The organism is Duganella violaceipulchra (assembly GCF_019166075.1).
Taxonomy (GTDB): Bacteria; Pseudomonadota; Gammaproteobacteria; order Burkholderiales; family Burkholderiaceae_D; genus Rugamonas; species Rugamonas violaceipulchra.
Genome location: NZ_JAHTGR010000001.1, coordinates 253,230 through 278,911, shown reverse-complemented (window position 1 = coordinate 278,911; position 25,682 = coordinate 253,230). Strand labels below are relative to the sequence as shown.

Below are 25,682 nucleotides of genomic sequence, written 5' to 3'. Positions count from 1 at the left end.
ATGCTGCGCAATGCCTTGCTGGTCTGCTGCTTGTGGCTGCTGCATTGCATCGCGGCGGCCGCGGTGCCGCATACGCTCAACTTCGAGCAACTGAGTGTCAAGGACGGCCTGGCCCAGGAAACCGTCACCGCCATCGTGCAGGACCAGCAGGGCTATATGTGGTTCGGCAGCCAGCATGGCTTGAGCCGCTACGATGGTTACCGTGTCACCGTCTACCGTACCATCCCCAACGATCCGCGCAGCCTGGCCGACAACTGGGTGCAGGCGCTCCACGTCGACAAGAAAAATCGCCTGTGGGTAGGCACGCGCGGCGGGTTGCAGCGCTTCGATCCGGCCACCGGCGATTTCACGCGCTTTCCCGCCACCGAGGATGGTCCCGGGCGGGAAGCGCGGGCGCAGGTGCAGGCCATCATCAGCGACGGCTACGGACAGCTATGGCTGGGCACCAGCGATGGCGTCCACCACTTCAATCCCGAATCGGGACGCTACAAGGTGCTGCGTCACGATCCGGCCGATCCCGCCAGCCTGGCAAACGACCAGGTCAATGCGCTGGCGCTGGATGCCGAGGGAGGGCTGTGGGTCGGCCTGAAGCAGGGGCTGGATCGCCTGGCCGCCGGCGCCAACGGTTTCCGGCACTTCCGCGTCGATACGCGGGCCAGGCCCAACGCGCCGCTCAACGAAGTGCAGCAATTGCGCATCGATCAACGCCAGGTGTTGTGGCTGGTGACCATGGATGGCCTGGTCAGCTGGCAGCTGAATGCGCCAGGCATGCCGCGCCACGTGTTTGGTCCGACCGATGGACTGGCGCCGGGACTGGTGACGGCGCTGGTGCAGGATCGCGACAACACGCTGTGGCTGGGGACCAATACCAATGGCCTGCATCGCTGGGACGCAAGCCAGCGGCGTTTCGTCACGGTTCCGGCCGATCCGCACCAGAGTGCCAGCAACGAGGTCTCCAGCCTGTTCCAGGATCACAGCGGCACACTATGGGTGGGCAGCTGGACCGCCGGCGTGCGCCGCGCCGACCTGGCCAGCGGAGGCTTCAGCCGCTATTTCCACATCCCCGGCGATTCGCACACCTTGCACGATAACCGCATCTACGGCCTGTGCGGCGACGGCAGGGGCGGGCTGTTGCTGGCTGGCTTCGGAGGTATCGACAGGCTCGACCCGGCCACCGGCAAGGTCACCCGGCTGCGCGGCGACGCCAGGCTGCAACGCCATATGCGCAACAAGGAGATCGTGCTGGCGCTGTACCGCGACGCGGGTGGCGCCACTTGGATAGGCAGCAGCGCCGAGCTGGGACGATTCGACCCCGAGCGCGGCACCTACGTGGCCCACAGTTTTAGCAGTCCCGATCCCAACAGCGGCTCGATCACCCACATCACCGGCGACCGCGCCGGCAATCTGTGGGTCGCCAGCCGTGGCGGCCTGCACCGCATCGACCATGCGGGCGGGCCGGACCGCAGTTTCCGTCATGACGGGCGCGATCCGGCCAGCCTCAGTGACGACTGGGTGCGCATGACGGTGGAAGACGCCAGCGGCGCCATCTGGGCCGCCACCGACAACGGACTCAATCTGCTGGCGGCCGACGGCAGCAGCTTCCGCCACTTCCATCACGACCGGGCGGACACCACAAGCCTCAGCAGCGACCGCGTGCAGTCGCTGTTTCTGGACCGCGAGGGCACGCTGTGGGTCGGCACCAACGGCGGCCTGAACCGCATGACGCGCGATGCCGGCGGGGCCGTACGCTTTCGCCGCTACACCACGCGCGAAGGACTGGCCGACGATTCCATCGGCGCCATCCTGCAGGCCGACGACGGTGCGCTCTGGCTCAGCACCGCCAACGGCATCTCGCGCATGGATACAGCGGCCACCACCTTCAAGAACTACTCGGCGCGCAATGGCATGATCGAGGGGTACTACTTTTCCGGCTCGGCTTACCGCGAGCGCGATGGCACCATGTACTTCGGTGGCGTCAATGGACTGACCGTGTTTCATCCTGCGGCCATCCGCGACAATCCTTATCCGCCGCCGGCCGTGGTCACATCCATGCAGGCCGGCGGCAAGCCGCTGCCCATCGATGGCGCCAGCATGCGGCTGGGGCACGACGCCGCCGCGTTGAGCTTCGAATTCGCCGCGCTGCATTACAGCGATCCGCAGCGCAACCGCTTCCGCTACCGGCTGGCGGGGTATGACCATGACTGGACCGGGAGCGATGCCAGCAAGCGTGTCGCCACCTACACCAATCTCGATCCCGGCCGCTACGAGTTTCAGGTGCAGGCCGCCAACAAGGATGGCGTCTGGGGCCAGCCTTCGCCGCCACTGGTCTTCGAGATCGCCCCGCCATACTGGCAGCGCTGGTGGTTCCGGCTGGCGGTGGTGCTGTCCGTGCTGATGCTGGTGTGGGGCGGCCACCGCACCCGCGAACGCATGCACGCGCGGCGCCGGCGAGAACTGGAGGTGCAGGTGCGCACCCGCACCCAGGAACTGGAGCAGGCCCAGACCCAGTTGCAGCGTTACGTGTCGGACCGCGAACGCCTGTTCCTGTCGATCTCGCATGATCTGCGCACGCCGATCACGCGCCTCAAGTTGCGCTCCGAGTTGCTCAACGATGAAGCGGTGCGCGGCGAGTTCCACGACGATCTGGACGATCTGGACATGATGGTCAAAGGTGCGCTGCAAACCGTGAAGGACAGCGACCTCTATGAGAACACCACCCCCGTGCGGCTGGACGCGCTGATCGGCCGCATGCTGCGCAGCGCCCAGCTGGCCGGTCACCAGATCGGCTTCACGCCGGCCGGCCTGGTGGTGCAAGCCAGGCCGTTGGCGCTCAAGCGTGCGATCGGCAACCTGCTCGACAACGCGTTGTTCTATGGCGGCAGCGCCGATGTCTCCACCGAGGAGTACGAAGGTGTGGTGCATATCCGGATCCGCGACCATGGGCCTGGCGTGCCGGCGGAGAAGCTGGCGCAGTTGTTCGAACCGCACGTCCGGCTCGATCATGGCCGCGCCCAGAACGCCACCGGCCTTGGGCTGGGGCTGGGCATCGCGCGCGACATCATCGAAGAGAATGGCGGCGTGCTGGTGCTGCAAAACCATGCCGAAGGCGGCCTGGTCGCTACGATCATCCTTCCTGGCGCCACAAATTCGTAATGATTTGTGAGCGCGCCCCGGACCGCCGCACGGGTCCTTGGGCGATGCAGACCACTTGTGTAAAGAAACGTAAGCATGGTCCCGTCAGATTTTGGAATTATTCAATGTAATCAGCGGCTTGGAACGTAACGGCGGCGACGTTGCGAGGCCTGTCAGGCACATGCTAGTGTCTGTCCGTCCTGATTGAAAGACTGCCTCCATGCCTACCGCTCTTCCTGTTCTGCCGCGCCAGCGGATCTTCGCCATCGATGCTTTGCGCGGCCTGACTTTTTTCGTCATGCTGTTCGTGAATTGCCTGTCCGGGGCCAACGGCATCCCTTACGGCATCCAGCACATGGCCGCCAGCGCCGACGGCATGAGCCTGGCCGACGTGGTGTTCCCGGCGTTTCTGTTCGTGGTCGGCACCTCGATTCCCTTCAGCCTGAATCACCGGCTGGCGGTGGAAGGCGGCGCGCGCCAGATCGTGTGGCAGGTTGTCACGCGCGCGTTTGGCCTGATCGTCATCGGCCTGTTCATGGTCAACACGGAAGAGGGCTACAACGAAGCGGCGATGGGTATGTCGATCCACCTGTGGGCCTTGTTCTTTTACGCTGCCGCTTTGCTGGCATGGGGCACGCGCAGCAACCGTATGCTGCGCTGGTTCGGCGCGGCGGCGATCGTGATGCTGGCGCTGATGTATCGCAGCGACCCGGATGGACAGGGCTGGATGCAGACGTCGTGGTGGGGCATCCTGGGCTGCATAGGCTGGGCCTACCTGACTTCCAGCCTGATTTATCTCGCCGGGCGCGGACGCCTGCTGGTGCTGGCGCTGGCGGTCGTCGCCTGTGTGCTGTGGTTCATGGTCAGCCACGCGATGGATGGCAATGAAGTGATAGCCATGCACGCGACGCATGCCTCCATCGTGTTGTGTGGCGCCTTGTGCGTGCTGCTGTTCTTTGATGGCGCGCGCGGCGCCGGCGGAACGCCACGGCTGGCGGCAGGTGTGGTGCTGGCGCTGGTCCTGGCGCTGTTGGCGTGGCTGCTGCATCACTTCTACCCGATCTCCAAAATCGGCGCGACGCCGCCGTGGGCGCTGTATTGCGCGGCGCTGTGCAGCGCGCTGTTTGTGCTGTTGTACTGGCTGATCGAAATGCGCCGGTTCACACGCTGGACCGCACTAGTGCAGCCGGCTGCGGCCAATCCCCTGGTGACCTATCTGCTGCCGGTGGTATTGGCAACGCTGATGGGCTACCTGCACTTGCGCTGGTGGCCGGTGCTGATGCACGGCGGCGCCGCCATTGCCTTCGCTCTGTTGTTCTCATCTGTCGTCATGGCGCTGGTCGCTGTGCTGAACACCTGTAACCTTAAATTGAAACTCTGAGATGTCGAATCCTGCTTCCCCACGCTATCTGGCGCTGGACGTCTTTCGCGGCCTGACGCTGGCCTTGATGATTATTGTGAATACACCGGGTGGCGCAATCAGCTACGCCCCACTGGAGCACGCGGTCTGGCATGGCTTTACGCTGACCGATCTGGTGTTCCCATCTTTCCTGTTTGTGGTGGGCGCCGCCATGAGCCTGAGCATGAAGAAGTTCGAAGTCCATGACGAGGCCTATTTTCTCGGGCGTGTGTTCAGGCGCGGCGCGCTGATTTTCCTGTGCGGTTATCTGCTGTACTGGTTCCCGTTCTTCACGCCGGACTTGACGTTGGCGCCGTTCGCCAACACCCGAGTCATGGGCGTGTTGCAGCGCATCGGCCTGTGCTATCTGTTTGCGGCGCTGATCGTGCGCTACAGCGGGTTGCGTGGCGCCGCGCTATTCAGCGTGATCGCCTTGCTGGGCTACTGGTGGATATTGGCGTTCTACGGTGATTACTCGCTGGGCGGCAATGCGGTGCTCAAGCTCGATCTTGCCGTACTGGGCGCACCGCATATGTACCACGGCGAAGGCATCGCCTTTGATCCGGAAGGCATCCTCAGTACCTTGCCCGCCATCGTCAACGTGCTGGCTGGCTACGCGGCAGCCGAGCGGCTGCGGCACAAAGGACCAGGCCGGCGCACGGTGGCGACGCTCGCTGCGGCCGGAGCGGCATGCCTGTTGCTGGCCTATGGATGGGATGCGCTGCTGCCGATCAACAAGAAGCTGTGGACCGGTTCCTTCGTCGCCTGCACAGTAGGCTGGGACCTGATCATCCTGGCGGTGTTGACAGGCGCCATCGACATGGCCGGCCTGCGCTTCGGCACCTACTTCTTCGAGGTGCTCGGCAAGAACACGTTGTTCATCTACCTGCTGGCCGACGTCGCGGTCATTGTGCTGGCGCGGCTCCAGGTGGCCGGGGAGACGTTGTACCGCAGCGTGTACCAGTTGTTGTTTCTATCGTGGGCGTCGCCTTACAACGCCTCGCTGTTGTTCGCAGTGGCGTACATGCTGGCTTGCTGGCTGGTCGCCTATGCGATGGATCGCCGAAATATCTATATCAAACTCTGAGGAGACTATGCGTACACGTTTATCTTGTCTGGCCGTCGCGGCGGCCCTGTTGGCTGGCGGCGCACATGCGGCCGAAGTGGGTTCCTACTATACCGGCTGGAGTGTAGGGAAGGGCTTCCGCCTGAAGCATCTGGACCAGTCAGGCGCCGCCGCCGGCTTCACTTACCTGGTGTATGCCTTTGAAAATGTCTACAAGATGCCCGATGGTGGTGTCCGTTGCGACAGCGGGCGCGATAGCGAGGATGTCGCCAACGGCATGAACGCAACGCTGGATTATGCCCGCCGTTTCACTGCCGACGAATCGGTGGACGGCAGCGCCGACAAGGCGGGCCAGCCGCTGGCCGGTAACTTCAACCAGCTGGCGCAGTTAAAGAAACGCCATCCGACATTGAAGGTGCTGGTGGCGCTGGGTGGTGGCGAATGGTCGCATCACTTCCCGGCCGGCGCGGCCACGCCAGCCGGACGCAGGGCACTGGTGTCGTCCTGCATTGATCTCTACCTGCGCGGCAATCTGCCCAAGCTCGATGGACACGGCGGCGCTGGCGCGGCGGCCGGCGTCTTTGATGGCATAGACCTGGACTGGGAGCATCCGGGGCCGGACGATAAGGCCAACTTTACGCTGCTGCTGGAAGAATTCCACCGCCAGCTGGACACGCTGGGTAAAGCCAGCGGCAAGCGTTATCTGCTGACCGCCGCCGTCAACAGTACCGACGACAAGATGCGCTACACCGATCCCGCCGCCTACAGCCGCTCGCTGGACTGGATCAACCTGATGACCTACGATTTCCACGGGGCCTGGAGCAAACAGGGGCCGACTGGTTTCCAGTCCAATCTGTACAGCGATCCAGCCAGCGCCGATGCCACCCCGCGCAGCGTGGAGGCGGGCGTCAAGCGCTTTATGAAAGCCGGCGTCCCGGCGGACAAGATCGTTGTGGGCGTGCCGTTCTACGCGCGCGGCTGGAGTGGCGTCAGCGCCGCCAACAACGGCCTGTATCAGCCGGCAACCGGCGCCGCGCAAGGCTTCGAGGAGGGCGCCGAACAGTATTCGACCATCGCGGCGCGCGGCCTGACCACTTTCTATCATCCGGTCACCAAACAGCTGTGGACCTTCGATCAAGGCACCTTCTGGACCTATGACGATCCGCGCGTGATCCGCGACAAGGCCGCCTATGTCCGCACAAAAAAACTGCGCGGCCTGATGTCCTGGTCGCTGGATCAGGATGATGCGGCCTTCTCGCTGTCGCGCGCGATGCAGGAAGTGCTCAAGTGAATGTGCGTCACCTGGTCGCCGGCATCTGCGTCACCGCCGTTGTCGCGGCGGTCGGCGCCACGTTGGGTATGAAGGGACCGTTGCCCGGTGGCTTGCCGGCGCGCGTTCTCGCCGGTTACTACCCGGGTTGGTACGACGCGCCGGTACGCCTGCGCGACATCGATCCTCATTATGGGCTGGTGTATCTGTTTGCCGCGCGGCCGGTCGGTGGAGCGCCCGGCACCACCGGCGCCGTCTACTGGAAAGCGCCTGGCGATGGGCGGGGTGCTGCCGCGCACTTCAAGGAGGACCTGCAGTTTGCGCGCAAGACCCAGGGCCGCAAGATTATCTTGTCCGTCGGCGGCGACGGCAATGGCATGAGTTTTCCCGACCGCGCCAAGTCGAATGTCTTCGTCGCCAGCATCGCTGACTTGTACCGCCAGTTCGGCGGCATCGATGGACTGGACTGGAACACTTTTCAGGCCAACCAGCGTCCCGATACCGCCGAAATGATCTGGATCAGCCTTGAACTCAAGCACATGTACCCGGGTTTTATCATCAGCGCGCCGCCGGCGCCGTGGAGTGCCATCGACCAGCGCTTTTGCCGCGACATGCTGAGCGCTGGTGCGCTCGACTACTGCGCACCGCAGTATTACGACGGTCCCAATCTGGCCGATCCGGCTTACGTGGTCGCCAATGTCGACGAGTGGGTCAAGCTGCTGGGCGCCGCCCACGTGGTGGTTGGCTTCGGCATCAACAACGCGCCCAACTTCATGAGCGACGCACAGGTTGCCGCAGTCTGGCGCGAACTGCGGCGCCGGCACCCTGATTTGCGCGGCGCCTTCAATTGGGAACTGGCGACCGACGAGCGCCAGGGCTGGCCGTTCGCCCGCAAGATCGGACCGATGGTGCAGCAAGGCGCCGCAGGTCCTTAGTTCAATCACTTCTACTTACTCGCCATGTCCACTCCCGTTCCACGTATCGCCCTCAGCGCTGAAGGGCCAACTTTGTCACGCATTACTTTCGGCTGCTGGCGCATGGCCGGCTGGCGCCAGACACCGCAGCAGCGGCTGGCGTTGATCGAACAGGCGCTGGAACTGGGCATCACCAGTTTCGACCATGCCGATATCTACACCAGCGAAGAACCCTTCGGCGTTGCGTTGGCGGCGGCGCCACATCTGCGCCAGCGCATGGAGATCGTCAGCAAATGCGGCATCTATGGCGGCTTGTATGGCGCGCGCGTCCCGCACTACAACACCGGCCGCGCGCACATCGTCGCCAGCGTTGAACAAAGCCTGCGCCAGCTGAACACGGACTATCTCGATCTGCTGCTGATCCACAGGCCTGATCCGCTGATGGATGCCGACGAAGTGGCGGAAGCTTTTTCCGTCTTGCGCGCGGCCGGGAAGGTGCGTCACTTCGGCGCGTCGAATTTCAACCCCGCGCAGTTCGAGTTGTTGAATGAGCGGGTCACCCTGGTCACCAACCAGATCGAGTTCTCGCCGCTGTGCCTTGCTCCGCTTGGCGACGGCACGCTTGACCAGGCGCAGCGTCTGCGTCGCAGGCCGATGATCTGGTCACCACTGGCCGGCGGCCGTCTGTTCGATCACCCGGCCATCGCGGCCTTGCTGGAGGAACTGGCCGCGCGCTATGGCGTCACGCCGGGGATCATCGCCTACGCATGGCTGCTGCGGCATCCATCACAACCGGTGGTGTTGACCGGTTCAAGCCGCGTGGAAGCGTTGCGCGAAGCCGCTGTCGCCGCATCCGTGACGTTGGAGCGCCAGGACTGGTTCGCGTTGCTGCGTGCCACCACCGGCACCGACGTGCCGTGATTAGGCTTCTGTGTTGCAAGCGCGGTACGCGCCTGTGTAATGAATTGTAAGAGTTTTCCAGAATATTCGAGCGATGCCGGCGGCGCCAAGGCCGGGGCGGAAAGCTGCGTAAGGAAGTGTAAATGCAGTTTTATGCGTCCGCGAGAATACTCAATAAATTCAGTGGCTTATGAGCTTTTTTGTGATGCGGGGCCTGGGTTTGTTGCGGGCGCGAAGGCGATGTTAGTGTTTGAAACACGGCTGCAGATAAACGCAAACACAAGTCGCAACGCCGTGGCGAAGCACTTAAATAAGAGGAAAGAGCATGTTTGATTTGAATTGCAGGAAGACCCTGACCAGTTCCGCAGTTGCGGGTGCGCTGACGGTACTGGCGACGCCGGGCTTCGGCCAGGAAGCGGCCCCCGCGCCCAAGTCCAGCGACACCATTCAGGAGGTCATGGTGACGGCAACGCGCTACAGCACGTCGCTGCTGAAAACACCGGTCGCAGTGACGGCGGTAACGCAGGAAGACCTGACCCGCCAAGGCGCGATCAACGTCAGGTCGCTGTCCGGCGAAGTGCCCAACCTGCAACTGGGCGGCGCGGTGGACGGCAGCTCCGGCGTGCAGATCGCCATACGCGGCGTCTCCAATTCCGACTTTACCGAGATCGGCAACCCGGCGGTCGGCCTGCATGTCGCCGGTATCTACTCGCCGCGTCCACAGGGTGCGTTGGCCTTGCTGTTTGACCTGGACCGGCTGGAGATCTTGCGCGGCCCGCAAGGGACGCTGTTTGGCCGTAACTCCACCGGCGGCAGCATCAACATCATTCCCAACAAGCCTGTCATCGGCAGCAAGGAGGGCAGCGCCGAACTGGATCTGGGTAAGTACAACCACCGCCAGCTGAACCTGGTGCAGAACATCCCGGTCACGGACGACCTGGCGCTGCGCTTCACCGCCATGGGCGTCAAGCGCGACGGCTGGATCAATCAGACGCAAGACAAGTACGACGTCAACATGCCAGCCAAAGGCTTCCCGGCCGACGGCATTGCGGACACCGACCAGCGCCGCAACCGCCAACTGGACAAGAGCGATTACTACAGCAACCGCAATCAGTGGGCCGCCCGTCTGTCCGGCCTGTGGAAGGTGAACAAGGATCTGCAGTGGCTGGTCGCCTACGAGAATTACCAGAACAACGACGCTGGCGACCTGGCGATCAAGGACTGTGCGCAGGCTGCCGGTACGGCATACGCCTGCAAAGGCGGCAAGTACGACGTGGCCATCAACGTACCTGGCATCACCGACATGTCGATCCGAACGCTGCGCTCCAACATTGTGTGGAGTGTCAATCAACAGACCGATATCGAATACAGCTACGCCCATGCGACGCAACGCCGCTTCCAGCAGCAGGACAGCGACGCTGGCTACCAGAACATCGAGGCCGACGTCAACGCCACTGCGGCGGCGGGCGGCGATCACTGGCCGGTGGTGGACAACGCCACTTATACGCTGGGATCGAAATTCGCCTCCGACGTTCACGAACTGCAGCTGCGCCAGAACTTCGGCACGCTGCGCTATGTGGCCGGCCTGTTCTACATGAAGGAGAAGAACAATATCGACTTTGGCCAGGATTTCCTGAATCAGGGACCGAGCGGCTACCCTTACTCCAACTACTACCATCAGCCGGATCGCCGCTCCGAGTCCAAGGCGGCCTTCGCGCAGTCCGACTGGCAGTTCACCCCGGCCTGGAACTTTACCGCCGGCGTCCGCATGAGCAAGGACTCGCGCGCCGATAACAACGGCCAGTTCTGGGAATCGTATGGCAAGGACTACTTCAACGGCATCCTCAATCCGGGCGGCCCGGGCACGCCAGGCTACACCGGCGTCAATTCCAACCTGCTCAAGCCGGGCATGGGCGCTTACTATGGCAGCGGCGTGTACCCGGCCGCATCGGCGATCAGCAATCATGCGGAATCGTGGAGCAAGACCACCGGTCGCCTGGGCCTGACCTGGCAGGTCAACTCGCGCAACATGCTGTACACCTCGCTGTCCACCGGCTACAAGGCCGGCGGCTTCAACGACCGCTTCAATCTGTGCGGCTCCGAGCTTGATGCCAACGGCAAGCCTTACGATTGCGCCACCGGTCCCGCCGGTCCGCAGTACTCCTTCCTGCCTTATCGTCCGGAGACCGTCACCAATCTGGAATTCGGCTACAAGGGCAAGCTGCTGGATGACCGCCTGACGCTGTCGGCCACGGTGTTCTACAGCCGCTACAAGGATATGCAGGTGACCGGCCAGCATACCGTCGGCCGCAGCAAGCGTACCTGCGACGCCGACCATCCGGCCTGCGACGCGGTGATCAGCTGGTGGTCGACCCAGAACGTGGGCCGCGCCGACATCAAGGGGCTGGAGCTGGAAGGGCAGTATCGTCCATGGCGCGACGCACACATCAGCTATTCGGCCTCGCTGCTGAGCGCGAAGATCGCGGACTATCCGACCTACAGCGATGACATCGGCTGCACCGCCCGCGCCGCGCAAGGCGTGACGCCATGCCCGGACTACTACACCGGCACCGATCCGTCGCTGGCGCAGCTGCGCCCTTACAACGTGGTTGGCAATCATCTGCCGTACTCGCCGCCGAAGACCATGAACCTGAGCTTCTCGCAGGACTTCTATTTCAACGAGGGCTGGTCGCTGACGCCGTGGATCCAGTGGCGCTGGCAGGACAAGATGTACTTCTCGCTGCGTAATCTCGATACAGCGCACCTGTCCGACGCGCAGCAAGCCTACAGCCAGGTGGACGCCTCGCTGCGTCTGAGCGCGCCGGGTGGTTCCAAGTATCCATGGCACGCCGAACTGTATGTGCGCAATGTAGGCGACGTGCGCGCCAAGAACTGGGCCGGTATCGGCGGCCCTCAGCAGACCTTCACCGTGGCCTCGTACAACGACCCGCGCATGGTCGGCATCCGTCTGGGCACCGAGTGGTAAGCGCCCCGACAGTCTGATTGATCCCGTGGTAACGCAGCAAACGGCGGGCCGTACGCGACCCGCCGTGGGCGAACTCGCCCAGTCCTTCCTGTTCAACACTCAACCTGGAGACCTTCGTGATTGCTAAAAAACTTGTTTCGACCCGGCTGCGCGCACTCGCCGCATCTGTCACCCTGGCTGCCGCCGTCGTCGGCGCCGATGCTTCCGCCGCGGCTTTCGTACTGGCTTATACCGACGGCCAGATCGCGCAGTCCTACACCAATCTGCAGGCCTACTACGGCAGCCTGTCGGCGGTCGGGCTGGGGTCTTCCTATGCCATGTTGGCCAGTGGCGCCATCGACAGCAGCGGGCTGACCGCCACCACCAACAGCATCATCACTTTCTCCAAGAGCAAAAGCCTGCCCTTGTATCCAACCGTCTCGGACTACAGCAATTCCTTCGGCGGCTTCGATCCATCCGTGAGCAATGGTTTCCTCGCCACCGCCACCAGCCGCGCGACCGCCGTCGCCAACTTGGTCAACCTGGCCGTGAACAATGGCTTTGCCGGGATCGACATCGACCTGGAAGCGGTGCAGCCGGCGATGAAGACGCAGATGTCGACCTTTATCGGCGCCTTGGCGACGGCGCTCCACAATCAGAACAAAAAACTCATCATCAGCATTCCGCCGATGAGTGGCGACGGCCAGCCGGCCTATCTGGCCGGCTATGACTACGCGGCGATCGGCGCGGCGGTGGATTACTTCCAGCTGATGACGTATGACGAAGTGGGCCCGGGCTGGTCCTCATCCAGCTCGGCCACCTGGCCGGGACCGGAAGTGGGCCTGGACTGGATGCAGGCCAAGCTGGCCTACGCCGTATCGCGCGTGCCGGCGGCGAAGGTGCTGCAAGGGCTGCCGACTTATGGCTACGATTACAGCACCGGCACCAGCGCCTACTGGAAGGGCGCCAACGGCGTGTCCGGCTACAACGACATCATCGCCGCCCATAGCGCAACCAAGAAGCGCGACACCGCATCGGCGACGCCGTACGCCACCTGGGGCACGGTGGTGCAGCAGGCAGACGGTACGGCATGGAGCACCAGTAACAAGCAGCCGGTGCTCTGGTATGACGATGCGCAGAGCATCACTGCCAAAGCCGCGCTGGTGAACACCTATGCGCTCGGCGGCACCAGCGTCTGGGCCATGGGCTATGAGGATGGCACTTTCTGGAGCGCGGTGAGCGCTGGCCTGGGCAATGGTGGCGGCGGTACAACAGATAGCAACATCGCCACCACCGGCACCGGTTATGTGTGGACCGCTAATACCACTTCGACCGCCAACACGAATAAAGCGGCGGCGGCCGCAGTCAATGACGGCAACACCAGCACCACCTTGACCCTCAACGGCGCGGGGGAAGGCGGAACCCAGAAATGGCAGGCGGCCGGCGTCACCTTCGCGGCGGCTAAGACCATTTCATCGGCCAAGTTCATCAACGGCGCCATCGACGCCTACGGCAACGGATATTTTGAATCCGGCTTGAGCTTGCAGTACACCACGAACGGTACGACATGGGTAGACTCGGGATGGGCGGTCAGCCCGGCCTATCCGAACAGCACATCGGCCGGCGGCGTGACCTACACCTTCAGCGGCACCGGCATCAACGGCGTGACCGGCGTGCGGGTGGCGGGACGCACCGGTGCTTCGTCGTGGAGCGGTTCGATCAAGGAACTGCAAGTACTAGGTCATTAATTTTTTGAGGAGGTTTGCATGCGGTTGTTGATTGCATTTTTGCTGTCGGCAGGATTTTTCTGGACTGCGCCAGTCATGGCGGAGGATTTGTTTGTCGTCACGCCGCTGACAGCGGAGCGCAGTTTCACCGCCGGCATAGAAGGGCCGGCGGTGGACGCGGCAGGGAATATCTATGCCGTCAATTTCGGCCGCCTGCAGACCATTGGCATCGTCAGTCCGCAAGGCGTGGCGCGCGAGTTTGCCACGCTGCCCGGCGCCTCGGTGCCGAACGGCCTGCGCTTCGATCGCGAGGGCGCGCTGTATGTGGCCGACTATGTGGGCCACAACGTCTTCCGCATCGCGCCGGGCGGCGCCGCGCCGCAGCTGTACGCGCACGAGGCCAGCATGAAGCAGCCCAACGACCTGGCCATCACGGTGGACGGGGTGCTGTACGCCAGCGATCCCGATTGGGAGCACGATACCGGCCGCGTGTGGCGCATCGCCCGCGATGGCAAGGTTGCCCTGGCGGCGGACGGTATGGGCACCGCCAACGGCATCGAGGTCAGCCCCGATGGCCGCACCTTGTATGTGAATGAAAGCGTGCAGCGCAATATCTGGGCTTTCAGCATCGGTGCCGATGGGGCGCTGACGCACAAGCGTTTGCTGCATCGCTTTGAGGATTTCGGCATGGACGGCATGCGCGTCGATGTCGATGGCAATTTGTACGTGAGCCGTTTCGGCAAGGGCACGGTGGTCAAGCTGGCGCCGGATGGCAAGCTGCTGCAGGAAATTCAGCTGCCGGGCCAGCGTCCCAGCAATCTGTGTTTTGGCGGGCCGGATGGCCGCACGGTTTATGTGACTGAAGTCGAACATCAGCAGTTGCTGCAGTTCCGCGTCGACCGTCCGGGCCTGGAGTGGCAGCGCATACAGGGACGCCAGTGACCAGGCCAGGCAGCCATACGCGGCACGTGCGCGGCATGTCGCTGCTTGAACTGTTGGTGGCGATGCTGCTGTTGTCGCTGATGGCGGTGATGGGATGGCGCGCGCTGGACGGCATACTGGCCTCGCGCGTGGCGCTGACCGCGCAACTGGAATCCATGCGCGGGCATCAGCTGGCCTTTGCGCAGCTGGGCGCCGATTGCGCGCAGCTGGTGCGCAGCGCGGCGTTCGACGGCCGACCCACCTTATCGGCAGCTTCGAGCCGATTGGTGATGCTGCGCAGTGTCACAGGCGAGGGCGGCGCCGACCAGATGCAGGTGGTGGTGTACCAGGTCGACGGCGCGCAACTGACACGCGGCGTCTCGGCTGCCACGCGCGATCTCGAACAACTGCAAGCGTTGTGGAAGGCCGCGCTATCCGGTGTGGCGCCATTGGCGAGTGTCGCGCTGGATCAGCAGGTGGCGGCCGTAGAGCTGCAGACCTGGAGCGGCGGCGCCTGGCAGGCGGTCGCCGCGTCGGGTGGTGCCCGGGTGCGTACGCGACGCGTCGTGCGGCCGGCGGCGGCGGAGGCCTCGGGCCTGCAAGTGATCCTGCATCCCGCCGGCAGTGTTGCGCCGTTGGTGCGCATGTTCATGCTGGGTGGCGGCTGATGCGTAGTCGCGGCGGCTGGATCCGGCGGCAGCGCGGCATGGCGCTGGTGACTGCGTTATTGATCACGACCCTGGCGGTAAGCGCCGTTGCCAACCTGTTCTGGCGTCAGCAGGTACAGGTACGCATGCTGGAAAATCAGCGCCTGCACCTGCAGACGCAATGGGTGCAGCGCGCCGGCCTGGATTGGAGCCGGCAGATACTTCGCGACGACGGTGAACGCTCTCCCGACCTGACGACGCTGGATGGCGCATGGAATACGCAGCCGGCCGCGATACGCCTTGATCGTTTTTTCGATCGCGAACCGGGCGAACAGGCAGGAACGCCCGCCAGCATCGCCAGCCGCCTGGTCGATGCGCAGTCGCGCTACAACCTCGCCAACCTGGCCAGCGGGCGCGCCTTGAACCTGGCTGAAATCGGTATCTATGAACGCTTGCTTACCAACCTGCGGCTTGATCCGGCATTGGCCTTGCGCACCGCGCAGACGCTGGCCGCCAGCCAGACGGGGGAGGGCGGCGGCAGGCGTCACGCGGCGCTGCGGCGCGTCGATGAGCTGTCCAGCGTGCAGGGTTACACGCCACCGGTACTGGCGGCGTTGGCGGACTTTATCGTGCTGTTGCCGGCTCCGGCCGATCTCAATCTGGATGCCGCCGCGCCGGAACTGCTGGCGGCGGTGACGCGACTGCCCTTGCCGCAAGCGCGCCAGCTGGCGGACCGCCGTCGCCAGGCTTACTTCCGCAGCATGGCGGAACTTCGCGCAATGTTACCCGACAGCGCGGTGCTTGATGGCGTGCGGATTGGCTTGCGCAGCGACTATTTTCTGGTCGAGAACAAGATAAGGCTGGAGCATGCCGAACTGGATGCCGTTTCTTTGCTTTACCGGCCGCGTGGGAACGCGGCCGCCATTGAGCTGGTCTGGACCCGCGAGGAATAGTCAGCCCTGTGTTTTCATTTTACGTTTGAGGTGAGTATGCATTTACAAGTTTTGTTGTCATGTTGTCTGGGGTTGATGGGGGCCGCGCAGGCCCAGGACATCGTTCCGTTGCCTGCGCAGCTGCAGCGCAATGCAGGGGAGTTTGCGCTGACGTCCGCCACCGGCATCGTTGCCGACGGCTCGGCGCAGGCCGAGGCCCAGATGCTGCGCGACTATCTGCGTCCGGCCACCGGCTTTGAGCTGCCGGTGGTCACGCGCGACAGCGCCAATGCCATCCGTCTCAAACTGGACAAGAAGGCGACCGCGCTGGGCAAGGAAGGCTATCGCCTGGTCAGCGACGGGCGCGGCGTGACTATCACCGCTGCCGATCCGGCCGGCCTGTTCTACGGCGTGCAGTCCCTGCGCCAGCTGCTGCCGGCCGATATCTATCGCAAGGCGGAAGTGCGCCGCCGCTGGCAGCTGCCGGCCGTCAGTATCGAAGACCAGCCCCGATTTGGCTGGCGCGGCAGCCATCTGGATACGGCGCGCCATTTCATGCCGAAGAGCTTTGTGCTCAAGCACATCGAGCTGCTGGCGCAGCACAAGATGAACGTGTTCCACTGGCACCTGACCGACGATCAGGGCTGGCGCATCGAGATCAAGCGCTTCCCCTTGCTGACCCGGGTGGGCGCATGGCGCAGCGAGACCCAGCTGACGCCGCGTCCCGGCGACCCGCCCGGCCTGCGTTACGACAACCAGCCGCACGGCGGCTACTACACGCAGGACGACATCCGCGAAGTGGTGGCGTATGCCGCCGCCCGCCACATCACGGTGGTGCCGGAGATCGAGATGCCTGGCCACGCGCTGGCCGCGATCGCCGCCTATCCTGAACTGGGCAACCAGCCCGGCAAGAAGCTGCCTGTCGGCCGTGAATGGGGCGTGTTCACCCAGGTGTTCAGCCCCGAGGACAGCACCGTGCGCTTTCTGCAGCAGGTGATGGACGAGGTGCTGACGCTGTTCCCGGGCCAGTACATCCACGTCGGCGGCGACGAGTGTCCGAAAACCGAATGGGCCCATTCGCCGGCGGCGTTGGCGCGCATGAAGACGCTGAAGTTGGTGCCCGCCGCCACCACGCTGGAAGATATTCAGAACTACCGGGACGCACAGGGCAAGCCGGTCGAGCATCCGGCCCTGCAACAGCTGCAAAGCTGGTTTATCGGCCAGATGGATGTCTATCTGGCCGAACGCGGCCGGCGCCTGATCGGCTGGGATGAAATTCTGGAAGGCGGTCTGGCGCAGGGCGCCACCGTGATGAGCTGGCGCGGGGAGGAGGGTGGTCTGAAAGCCGCCAGCGCCGGCCACGATGTGGTGATGACGCCGGAGCGCGACACCTATCTCGATTACGCCCAGGTCCCCGCCGACACGCCGGGCTACCGCGAGCCGCAGGGCGCGCGCGCGGTCAACACGCTGGACCACGTCTACGCCTACGAGCCGCTGCCCGCCGCTATGCCGCCGGGCCTGGCCAAGCATGTGCTGGGCAGCCAGGCCCAGTTATGGACCGAATACATGCAGGGGCCGCGCGAGGTGGAATACATGGCCTGGCCGCGTTTGATGGCGATGGCGGAAGCGCTGTGGACGCCGAAGCCGCTCAAGGACTACGGCAAGTTCCAGCAACGCCTGCCGTCTTCCTTGCAGCGCCTGGACGCGCAAGACGTCAACTACCGAACCGCTGACGGCCCACATTGGCCACGTTGAAAGAAACGCCATGACGACACAAAAAAAATACCAGATGCTGCTGGCGGTGGTCAGCGGTTTTGCCGGACTGCTGTACGGGATAGATATCGGCATCATCGATCCGGCGCTGCCGTATCTGAACCGCGCCACCAGCCTGTCGGAGAGCCAGCTGTCGCTGGTGGTGGCGGCGGTGCTGGCCGGTTCCATCCTGGGGTCGGTGCTGGCGGGTGCCCTGGCCGACTGGCTGGGCCGCAAACCGATGATGGTGGTCAGTGCGCTGATGTTTGTCGGCAGCGTGGCGGTGATCTATCTGTCGCAGTCGTTCCTGTCGCTGATGCTGGGGCGTCTGCTGCAGGGCATGAGCGGTGGCGTCATCGCGGTGGTGGTGCCGCTGTATCTGGCGGAGTGCCTGCCGTCCGCTCAACGTGGACGCGGCGTGGCGGTGTTCCAGTTCATGCTGACCGCCGGGATTGTGCTGGCGGCCTTTGTCGGCAACCACTATCTGGGTAATGCGGAACTGGAGATACAGGCTGCCGGTACGGATCAACTGCGTATCGTCGCCGCGGCCGATCACGCCTGGCGCAGCATGTTCCTGACAGTGATGTATCCGGGCGGCCTGTTTTTCCTGGGCTGCTGCCTGGTGTCGGAATCGCCGCGCTGGCTGATGCGCCATGGGCGGCCGGACCAGGCGCGTGCCGCGCTGGCGCGCCTGCTGTCGCCGGCGGCGGCCGAGATGGAATTCACGAAGATCGGTAACGCGCTGGCGGAGGAACGGGCGCGGCCGAAGTCGTCGTCTGCGGCGGCAGTGATGGAGATGCTGACCGAGCGCCGTTATGTGCTGCCGTTCATCCTGGCCTGCGTCATCCTCGGCTGCAACCAGGCGACGGGCATCAACTCGGTGTTGCAGTTCATGACCACCATCTTGCAGAAGGCCGGCCTCGATCCTGTGGCGGCGGCCGGTTACGGTACGGTCATCAAGATCGTCAATTCGGTGATGACCGTGGTGGCGATCGTGCTGGTCGAACGCAAGGGCAGGGTGTTCCTGCTGAAGTTGGGGACAGGCGGCATTATCGTGTCGCTGTGCCTGCTGGCTTTGTTGTTCCACCGCTTTGAGTCGCAGCGCGTTGATGTGCGCGCGGAGGTGGCGACGCTGGTCAAGGACAACCGTCTCGACTTCAACCTGGCGGATGCCCGCTGGGCCGGGCAAGGGGCGGTACAGCTCAGCGTCCTGTATCAGTATGGCGAGCACCAGCAGGTGGCCGAGGCCTACACGCCGACCGAGGCATCGCAAGCGGTATTAAAGCGCGCGGCCGAGGTGGTGCAGGCGCTGCCGGCCGGACAACGTACGCTGATCGAGCAGGCGCAGCTGGCGTGGAGCGGACGCGGTACGGCCGCAGCGGCGGAGCCGGCGCAGCAGCTGATCGCGACGCTGCCGCCAGCGTCGCGTGAGGCACTCAATGCGGCACGACATGTGCATGTGGCCCAGCATGTGCAAGTGCAGGCGGCCGGGCAAGCGCCGCTGCGGATACTGCGCGCCAGCGTCGGACCGACGCCAAGTCGCGCGACCGGCCTGCTGGCGGCCCTGTGCATAGGCGGCTTTATCGCCTTCTTCTCGATCGGGCCGGGAGTGTGTGTGTGGCTGGCGCTGTCGGAGCTCATGCCCACGCGGATACGTTCGGTGGGCATGGGAGTGGCGCTGCTGATCAACCAGGGCACCGGCACGCTGATCGCCGGCGCCTTCCTGCCTATCGTCGGCAACTATGGCTTCCATGTGATGTTCCTGTTCTGGACCGCCTGCACAGTCGTGTACTTTGTGACCGCCGCATTCTTCCTGCCCGAAACCAAGGGCAAGTCGCTGGAAGAAATCGAGCGCCTGTTTGCGCGGCCCAAACAGGAACCTGCCCGTTGACTTGTTGCGTGCCGCTCCCGCTAGCCGGGCAACACCGCCGAAACGATGGAGCGGCGAACGATGGCCTTCCGGTACTCGACCCCTCGCTGTTCGAACACCTTGCGTAATGTGGCCGCATCATCACCGGCAGGCGTTTGTTCCTTCAGCACCATGTCGGCTGCATGCCGCACTTCGTAGTACTCGTTCCAGTGGACAGGGACGCGGTGGCTGTGGCCATCTCCGCCGCGAACCGAGACATGGTCCACACGTTCGACGCTGCCGTATCCACTGGCCGTGACGCGCACACGTTGCGATCCATCCGCGGCGCTTTCCGAAGCGGTCTTGAGGATGCTCCGGGTGACGCAGTCCGGGTGTTTGAACGCCGCTTCGCCATGGTAGTTTGCAATCGCCTCATGCTCCCAGAAGCACGATTTGCTGGCATAGGTGTCCTTGTAAATATCGGAATGAGAGCGGTGTTGTTGATACAGCGGGATGGCCAGCAGCGGTGCGATTCCAAAATAGAACGAACGGAAAAAGTCACTGTGGTAGGCGTTGAAAAAAGTACGCGCGTGAGCCAGTTCATAGGCGTGAAACTTTTCCGGCTCTCCTCCAATGTCGGTTTGACGCATATGCGCAGGCTCCACGATATTGATCATGTTCCTTTTGCTGAATTCGAAATCGTCGCCATAGCCGACCTGGCTGTCCTTTAGCAGCTTCAACATCTCTTGCTGGGCCAGTGGTGTGAACAACAGGCGAAACTGCACCTCATGGTTGCGGTCGGTTGCATCAAACAGGGCATCGAACTCACGGTTGGACATCACCGTGAAAGTCTTGCCCTCTCCTACGTCGCGCGACTTCTTCTCGAGCTTCTTGATGGCGCGGTTTTTCCGCATCCTGTCGAAAAAGCCGTCTTCCAACTCAGAGAGTTTCGACGGACTACGGCTGAATAGAAGATCGGGTGCGGCCTCGTTGCCATAAACGATAAATGTTTGATTGGCATATTCTGGAAACGGCTGCTCAATCGAAGCGCGTAGCGTCTCGTGGTGTGTCTCGGTGCGGTATTTGCCGTCGGCGCCGCGAACCTGTTCGGTCCAACTGATGCTCAAGGAGCCATGATAGGTTTTGCTTCCCATCCAATGCGTCAAGGTGCGCGCCAGAATGAAGGGATTGCCATTGAGCACGCCGCTGTGGGAAACGATGATGGACTCATCGCCACCCAGGTCACCGGACCAGCCAAAGCTGTTGCGAAGCTCTTCCATGCGGCCGTTGGAAAAGTACGGGTCGAATGCCAGGCGTGGCACTGTCTTTTGCACCAACCTGGCCGCGATGTCCCAGTCAAACAGCCGGTTGAACGGCGCCATTTGTCCCCATGCCTCGGCGCGTTTCGCGTCGCGCGCCTGTTCCAGCTCTTTTAACCGCTCCAAGGAATCGTTGATGATCCGATTGAGCCTATAGATCGCAGGTAAAAATATCGCCGTCGGCGCCAGCAACCACGGCCACGGATATTCCATAGCGACGTACAGCATTGCCAGCAGGGTCGCCGCAATGACGAGGCCACGTAGTACGCGCCACCATTTGTTGGTGGCGCTCGCTCCGCCGGCCTGCTTTTCCAGTTGTCGCAGTTGCTGAACAGTCCTGACATTGGCATCTTCGTCAACGCCGGACTGGCGCACCAGGTCTTCAAAGAAGCTCGATGTGTTGTTGATGTGAGCGGTCTTGAATTCGGCCGCGTATTGCTCCAACGGCTCGTGGACGTCATCGATCAAAAGAACGTACCTCTGGCGGCGGCCTTGGTTTCGGCGGAAGCGGTAAACGGAATGCGGGTGGTAAAGCCAGCGCGGGCTGCAACGATCTGCTTGGCGGGCCAGGCAAACACATCCTGATTCCACATCGCTACGGTGTCGTTGTACAGCGTGCGCGCAGCGGTGATTTCCTTCTGGAGATAACTGTTTTGGCGCATTGCGTCGGCAAGAGCGGCGTGTGCCTGCAGATCTGGATACGACTCGCACGCCATACTGATGCGTGAGAAAATCCCATCGATCTCTTGCGAAGCCGCATTGCGTTGAGCGTCCGAACTTCCATTCTGACCGCTCCGGTATGCCGCCACTGACTTCATCACATCCTTGTCGAGGTCGATCGCTTTAGCCACCAGGCCAACCACGTTGTTAAGGATGACGACCCGTTGTTCCAGGTAGTTGTCAATTTGCGATGCGTCGGCTTGAATTTTTTGCTGCAGTTTGCGCAAGTAGGCCAAGGCGTTGATCTTCATGAACAAAAAAATCAGACCTGGGAGTATGCCTGCCACCAGCAGCCCGATGCTCTGCAGCCTTGGCAGCGCGTCTGTTACCAGAGAAATGATTCCGGGAATAGTCCCGACAGTCCACAGCGCGATCTCAAACACCAGGGAGCCAGTGCCAATTTGCACCGGAATCTGTTTGTTGATCACATTGATGTCGCGTCCCTCATGGTCTACCGGGCCGGTGACTTCGTCTAAATCATTTGCCATACGTGGAATTCCTTTTACTTGAGATTGACAGCCAGAATGCTGGACCGGCGGTTGATATGGAAAGATTATTTTTTTCCTAATGATCATTTTAGCATTTGTTGGCGTAAGGAATCTATCCAATCCTTGCAGCCAAGCTGCCTCTGGTTCCGGTTGAAATCAGGAAAGTTGCATTTTTTGGCGTTGTTATACAATAAATATTTCCGCACCGGAGCTACACGCAACCACCCATGGGAACCCAATGCGATCCTTGCTGACTTCGCTATCTATCTGTGCCGTATTGTCGAGCGCAGGCGCCAGCGCCATGCCCTTGGAGGGCGCCTGGAAAGTTGAGCGTTCGATCGACTATTCCGGTCGCACGCCGGCCAATCGGGCCCCACGCCACGCCATGCTACGGATTCACAATGACGAAGTGATTCTGTCGGATGGGTGCAGCGCCCGGTTCGCGCCGGAACAGTACCTGTTCCCGGAGGTCTTTCAGCCGCTCACCAAGTAGGGCGCAACGGAAAAACAGGTCGATGCATTCCTCTTGAAGAACTTGAACCTGTCGCTGTCCAAAACCAGGGAAGTCTTTAGCTTGCGCGACGTGCCAGGCAATTGCTCGCGGCCGATGATGGAGTTCTTCGTGGTCGGCGACCGGATTCTGGTTCCAGCGGGCGTCTACATTTCCATCGTGGACGGCAAAGTGGTCGATCAGATTCAGGGCTGCGATATGAGTCTTGACTATGTCTGCATGCTAGAGGGTACTCCCAAGGTCAGGTTGACCGAGAGCGGCAAGTTCAAGCCGCTGTAATCTGCATGCGCGCTCAAAGATGAGCGCGTATCGCCTGCGCCAGCTGCGCGAACGCCGGCGCGATATGTGCCGATTCCACGCAGGCATAGCCCAGCACCAGCCCTGACTGGCTGCGCGACTGCTGATGGTAGTAGCCCGACAAAGGCCGCACCGCAATGCCCATCTGCTGCGCCGTGCGCGCGACTGCCTGGTCGTCGCAGTCCGGCGGCAGGTACAGAGTCAGGTGCAGGCCGGCATCGGCGCCGGCCGCGTGCACCTGCTCCGGCGGGAACTCGGCGGCGATGGCCCGCTGCAGAATCTCCAGCCGGCTTCCATACAGCAGACGCATGCGGCGGATGTGGGCGTTGAAGTGTCCGCGCTCGATGAACGCCGCCATCGTCGCCTGTAGCGGCGCATGGCCGGAGCGGTACACCTCTTCCATGCCGGTCACGAAGGCCGGCGCCAGCGCTTCCGGCAGCACCAGGTAGCCCAGCCTCAGGCCGGGAAACATGGTCTTGCTGAAGGTGCCCATGTACAGCACGCGTTCGCCCCGGTCCATGCCTTGCAGCGAAGCGAGCGGCCGGCCGCCGTAGCGGAACTCGCTGTCATAGTCGTCCTCGATGATCCAGCAACCGTGGCGCTGCGCGTACTCCAGCAGCATGCGGCGGCGCGACAAACTCATCACCGTCCCCAGCGGATACTGGTGCGAAGGCGTCACGAAAATGAAGCGCGGCGGCCGCGCCAGCTGGCCCGGCTTCGGGCAGAGGCCTTCCTGATCCAGGCCGACCGGGCGGATCTCCACGCCCGCCGCCGCCAGCATGTTGCGCGCGCCCCAGTAGCAGGGGTCCTCCACCCACGCCGCATCGCCCGGATCGCTGAGCAGGCGCATGCACAGGTCGATCGACTGGTGGATGCCGCCGGTGATGACGATCTGCTCCGGCGTGCAGTCCACCGAGCGCGACACCTTCAGGTAGTTGGCCAGCGCCTCGCGCAAGGGCTGATGGCCGCCGCCATGGCCGTAGGTCAGGCTGGCGACCGGCGGATTGCGCCAGATGCGCGATTGCAGCGCGTTCCAGGTCTTGTGCGGAAACTGCGTCACATCCGGCACGCCGGGCACGAAAGCTCCCCATTGCTGCTGGGAGGCGCCGGCATGGGCCACCAGCTTGCGGCCGCGCCGCGACAGGGCGCTGTGCGCATTTGCCGCCACGGGCTTGCGGCGCGCACTGGCCGGCGGCGCGCCGTCGAGCATCGGCACGGTGTCGGTCACGTAGGTGCCGCCGCTGCCGCGCGTCTCCAGATAGCCTTCGGCCAGCAGCTGTTCGTAGCCATACAGGACCGTGTTGCGCGAGAGACCCAGCTGCAGCGCCAGGTCGCGGCTGGACGGCAGGCGCGTGTCGGCCGGCAGCACGCGGTCGAGGATGAGCTGGCGCAGCAGCTGGTAGATCCGCTGATTGCGGGGTTGGCCGGGTGCTTTGTCGAGATGGAGCAGCAGGTAGTCGGAGACGGTGAAGGTGCGCATGGCCCAGTATAGCGCGGGCGGAATCTTGGTACCATCTGAAAATCGAAATTGGCACTATGAACTGGTGCCAAAGCGCGCGACCATGGAGGCCTCTTAACTCGTCATGGCAGGAAGCAGCATGGATACCAATCGCGATTGGCAGCAGCGCAAGAACCAGAGCACCCCGCGCGGCGTGGGCGTAATGTGCGATTTCTACGCGGAGCGCGCGTTGAATGCGGAGCTGTGGGATATCGAAGGGCGCCGCTATATCGATTTCGGCGCCGGCATCGCGGTGCTCAACACGGGCCATAGCCACCCGCGTATACTGGCCGCCGTCAGCGAGCAGTTGCAGCGTTTCAGCCATACCGCGTATCAGATCGTACCTTATGCTTCGTATGTGGCCTTGGCCGAGAAGATCAACCAGATCACACCGGGCACCCACGCCAAGAAGACCGCTTTCTTCAGCACCGGCGCCGAAGCGGTCGAGAACGCGATCAAGATCGCCCGTTCCGCCACCGGCCGCGCGGGCGTGATCGCCTTCAGCGGAGGCTTCCACGGCCGCACCATGATGGGCATGGCGCTGACCGGCAAGGTTGAACCCTACAAGACCGGCTTCGGTCCATTCCCGGCCGAGGTGTTCCACGTGCCGTTCCCCAACGCGCTGCATGGCGTGACGGTGGAGCAGTCGCTGGCCGCTTTGAACACGCTGTTCAAGGCCGATATCGAACCGAAGCGGGTGGCCGCCATCATCATCGAGCCAGTGCAGGGCGAGGGCGGTTTCTACGTTGCGCCAGCTGAGTTCATGCGGGCCTTGCGCGCGCTGTGCGACACCCACGGCATCCTGCTGATCGCCGACGAGATCCAGACCGGCTTCGCCCGCACCGGCAAGATGTTCGCGATGGACCATTACGACGTGGTGCCGGACCTGATGACGATGGCCAAAAGCCTGGCCGGCGGGCTGCCGCTGTCGGCAGTGTGCGGCCGCGCCGAGATCATGGACGCGCCGCGGCCGGGCGGCTTGGGCGGCACCTACGGCGGCAATCCGCTGGCGGTGGCCGCAGCGCACGCGGTGCTGGACGTGATCGAAGAGGAGCGCCTGTGCGAACGCGCGGTAACGGTGGCGCAGCGCCTGCGCGACAGGCTGGAAGCGGCGCGCGCCGACGTGCCGGAGATCGCCGAGGTGCGCGGCATCGGCGCGATGCTGGCGGTGGAGTTCAGCGATCCGCAGACCGGCGCGCCGAATCCCGCCTTCACCAAGAAGGTCCAGGCGCACGCGATGAGCAATGGCCTGCTGCTGTTGACCTGCGGCGGCTACGGCCAGGTGATACGTTTCCTGTGCCCGTTGACGATAGGCGACGCGGTGCTGGACGAGGCGCTCGACATCCTCGACGCAGCCCTGCGCGCATAAGGAGAA

General features: G+C 63.2%; 18 protein-coding genes. 15 read left to right on the top strand and 3 right to left on the bottom strand.

From position 1 onward, the window contains the following. The 13 genes from KVP70_RS01085 (at window position 1) to KVP70_RS34075 (ending at window position 19,516) form a co-directional block, all read left to right on the top strand. Complete coding sequence (locus KVP70_RS01085) at window positions 1–3,153, top strand: ligand-binding sensor domain-containing protein (RefSeq protein ID WP_217940177.1); 3,153 nt, start codon at window positions 1–3, stop codon at window positions 3,151–3,153. A gap of 199 nt (window positions 3,154–3,352) precedes the next feature. Further along, window positions 3,353–4,513 (top strand): DUF5009 domain-containing protein, encoded by a 1,161-nt coding sequence (locus KVP70_RS01080; RefSeq protein WP_217940176.1) that lies wholly within the window; start codon window positions 3,353–3,355, stop codon window positions 4,511–4,513. Window position 4,514: 1 nt separating this feature from the next. Continuing rightward, window positions 4,515–5,618 (top strand): acyltransferase family protein, encoded by a 1,104-nt coding sequence (locus tag KVP70_RS01075; protein ID WP_217940175.1) that lies wholly within the window; start codon window positions 4,515–4,517, stop codon window positions 5,616–5,618. Window positions 5,619–5,625: 7 nt separating this feature from the next. Further along, entirely contained in the window at window positions 5,626–6,888 is a 1,263-nt protein-coding gene (locus KVP70_RS01070; protein WP_217940174.1) for a glycoside hydrolase family 18 protein, read from the top strand. Continuing rightward, entirely contained in the window at window positions 6,885–7,802 is a 918-nt protein-coding gene (locus KVP70_RS01065; RefSeq protein WP_262311678.1) for a glycoside hydrolase family 18 protein, read from the top strand. The genes KVP70_RS01070 and KVP70_RS01065 overlap by 4 nt, the downstream gene beginning before the upstream one ends. A 72-nt stretch (window positions 7,803–7,874) precedes the next feature. Continuing rightward, window positions 7,875–8,702 (top strand): aldo/keto reductase, encoded by an 828-nt coding sequence (locus KVP70_RS01060; RefSeq protein ID WP_307730246.1) that lies wholly within the window; start codon window positions 7,875–7,877, stop codon window positions 8,700–8,702. Window positions 8,703–9,006: 304 nt separating this feature from the next. Beyond that, complete coding sequence (locus tag KVP70_RS01055) at window positions 9,007–11,667, top strand: TonB-dependent receptor (RefSeq protein WP_217940172.1); 2,661 nt, start codon at window positions 9,007–9,009, stop codon at window positions 11,665–11,667. A 116-nt stretch (window positions 11,668–11,783) separates the two neighbouring features. Then, window positions 11,784–13,394, top strand: a complete 1,611-nt coding sequence (locus KVP70_RS01050) for a glycosyl hydrolase family 18 protein (protein WP_217940171.1) — start codon at window positions 11,784–11,786, stop codon at window positions 13,392–13,394. 18 nt (window positions 13,395–13,412) lie between these two features. Beyond that, window positions 13,413–14,315, top strand: coding sequence for an SMP-30/gluconolactonase/LRE family protein (locus KVP70_RS01045; RefSeq protein ID WP_217940170.1), 903 nt, complete (start codon window positions 13,413–13,415; stop codon window positions 14,313–14,315). Continuing rightward, complete coding sequence (locus KVP70_RS01040; protein ID WP_332844196.1) at window positions 14,288–14,962, top strand: prepilin-type N-terminal cleavage/methylation domain-containing protein; 675 nt, start codon at window positions 14,288–14,290, stop codon at window positions 14,960–14,962. The genes KVP70_RS01045 and KVP70_RS01040 overlap by 28 nt, the downstream gene beginning before the upstream one ends. 38 nt (window positions 14,963–15,000) lie before the next feature. After that, window positions 15,001–15,894: a type II secretion system minor pseudopilin GspK gene (gene gspK / locus KVP70_RS01035; RefSeq protein ID WP_217940168.1), complete on the top strand. Its 894-nt coding sequence runs from the start codon at window positions 15,001–15,003 to the stop codon at window positions 15,892–15,894. Window positions 15,895–15,930: 36 nt separating this feature from the next. Then, window positions 15,931–17,628, top strand: a complete 1,698-nt coding sequence (locus KVP70_RS01030; protein WP_217940167.1) for a beta-N-acetylhexosaminidase — start codon at window positions 15,931–15,933, stop codon at window positions 17,626–17,628. A gap of 10 nt (window positions 17,629–17,638) precedes the next feature. Beyond that, entirely contained in the window at window positions 17,639–19,516 is a 1,878-nt protein-coding gene (locus KVP70_RS34075) for an MFS transporter (protein WP_229224501.1), read from the top strand. A 20-nt stretch (window positions 19,517–19,536) separates the two neighbouring features. Here the strand turns inward: KVP70_RS34075 and KVP70_RS01020 are convergent, their stop codons facing one another. Together KVP70_RS01020 and KVP70_RS01015 are read right to left on the bottom strand one after the other, a co-directional pair. Beyond that, window positions 19,537–21,261: an MAG1210 family protein gene (locus KVP70_RS01020; protein ID WP_217940166.1), complete on the bottom strand. Its 1,725-nt coding sequence runs from the start codon at window positions 21,259–21,261 to the stop codon at window positions 19,537–19,539. Next, window positions 21,258–22,001 (bottom strand): LemA family protein, encoded by a 744-nt coding sequence (locus KVP70_RS01015; RefSeq protein WP_217940165.1) that lies wholly within the window; start codon window positions 21,999–22,001, stop codon window positions 21,258–21,260. The genes KVP70_RS01020 and KVP70_RS01015 overlap by 4 nt, the downstream gene beginning before the upstream one ends. 535 nt (window positions 22,002–22,536) lie before the next feature. Here KVP70_RS01015 and KVP70_RS01010 point away from each other — a divergent pair. Further along, window positions 22,537–22,791, top strand: coding sequence for a hypothetical protein (locus tag KVP70_RS01010; protein WP_217940164.1), 255 nt, complete (start codon window positions 22,537–22,539; stop codon window positions 22,789–22,791). Between the two features lie 13 nt (window positions 22,792–22,804). Here KVP70_RS01010 and pdxR read toward each other — a convergent pair whose 3' ends face one another. Next, entirely contained in the window at window positions 22,805–24,289 is a 1,485-nt protein-coding gene (gene pdxR / locus KVP70_RS01005; RefSeq protein ID WP_217940163.1) for a MocR-like pyridoxine biosynthesis transcription factor PdxR, read from the bottom strand. 118 nt (window positions 24,290–24,407) lie between these two features. On the opposite strand from pdxR, the gene gabT reads away from it, so the two are divergent. Next, window positions 24,408–25,676 carry a 4-aminobutyrate--2-oxoglutarate transaminase gene (gene gabT, locus KVP70_RS01000; RefSeq protein WP_217940162.1) on the top strand — a complete coding sequence of 423 codons (1,269 nt, stop codon included), beginning with the start codon at window positions 24,408–24,410 and terminating at the stop codon, window positions 25,674–25,676. Window positions 25,677–25,682 lie beyond the last annotated feature (6 nt).

What these genes read in the sequence shown, in the direction of transcription:
- KVP70_RS01015 (WP_217940165.1), bottom strand. Translation starts at nt 22,001, where the DNA reads ATGGCAAATGATTTAGACGAAGTCACCGGCCCGGTAGACCATGAGGGA.
- KVP70_RS34075 (WP_229224501.1), top strand. Translation starts at nt 17,639, where the DNA reads ATGACGACACAAAAAAAATACCAGATGCTGCTGGCGGTGGTCAGCGGT.
- gabT (WP_217940162.1), top strand. Translation starts at nt 24,408, where the DNA reads ATGGATACCAATCGCGATTGGCAGCAGCGCAAGAACCAGAGCACCCCG.
- KVP70_RS01075 (WP_217940175.1), top strand. Translation starts at nt 4,515, where the DNA reads ATGTCGAATCCTGCTTCCCCACGCTATCTGGCGCTGGACGTCTTTCGC.
- KVP70_RS01080 (WP_217940176.1), top strand. Translation starts at nt 3,353, where the DNA reads ATGCCTACCGCTCTTCCTGTTCTGCCGCGCCAGCGGATCTTCGCCATC.
- KVP70_RS01045 (WP_217940170.1), top strand. Translation starts at nt 13,413, where the DNA reads ATGCGGTTGTTGATTGCATTTTTGCTGTCGGCAGGATTTTTCTGGACT.
- KVP70_RS01030 (WP_217940167.1), top strand. Translation starts at nt 15,931, where the DNA reads ATGCATTTACAAGTTTTGTTGTCATGTTGTCTGGGGTTGATGGGGGCC.
- gspK (WP_217940168.1), top strand. Translation starts at nt 15,001, where the DNA reads ATGGCGCTGGTGACTGCGTTATTGATCACGACCCTGGCGGTAAGCGCC.
- pdxR (WP_217940163.1), bottom strand. Translation starts at nt 24,289, where the DNA reads ATGCGCACCTTCACCGTCTCCGACTACCTGCTGCTCCATCTCGACAAA.
- KVP70_RS01070 (WP_217940174.1), top strand. Translation starts at nt 5,626, where the DNA reads ATGCGTACACGTTTATCTTGTCTGGCCGTCGCGGCGGCCCTGTTGGCT.
- KVP70_RS01055 (WP_217940172.1), top strand. Translation starts at nt 9,007, where the DNA reads ATGTTTGATTTGAATTGCAGGAAGACCCTGACCAGTTCCGCAGTTGCG.
- KVP70_RS01085 (WP_217940177.1), top strand. Translation starts at nt 1, where the DNA reads ATGCTGCGCAATGCCTTGCTGGTCTGCTGCTTGTGGCTGCTGCATTGC.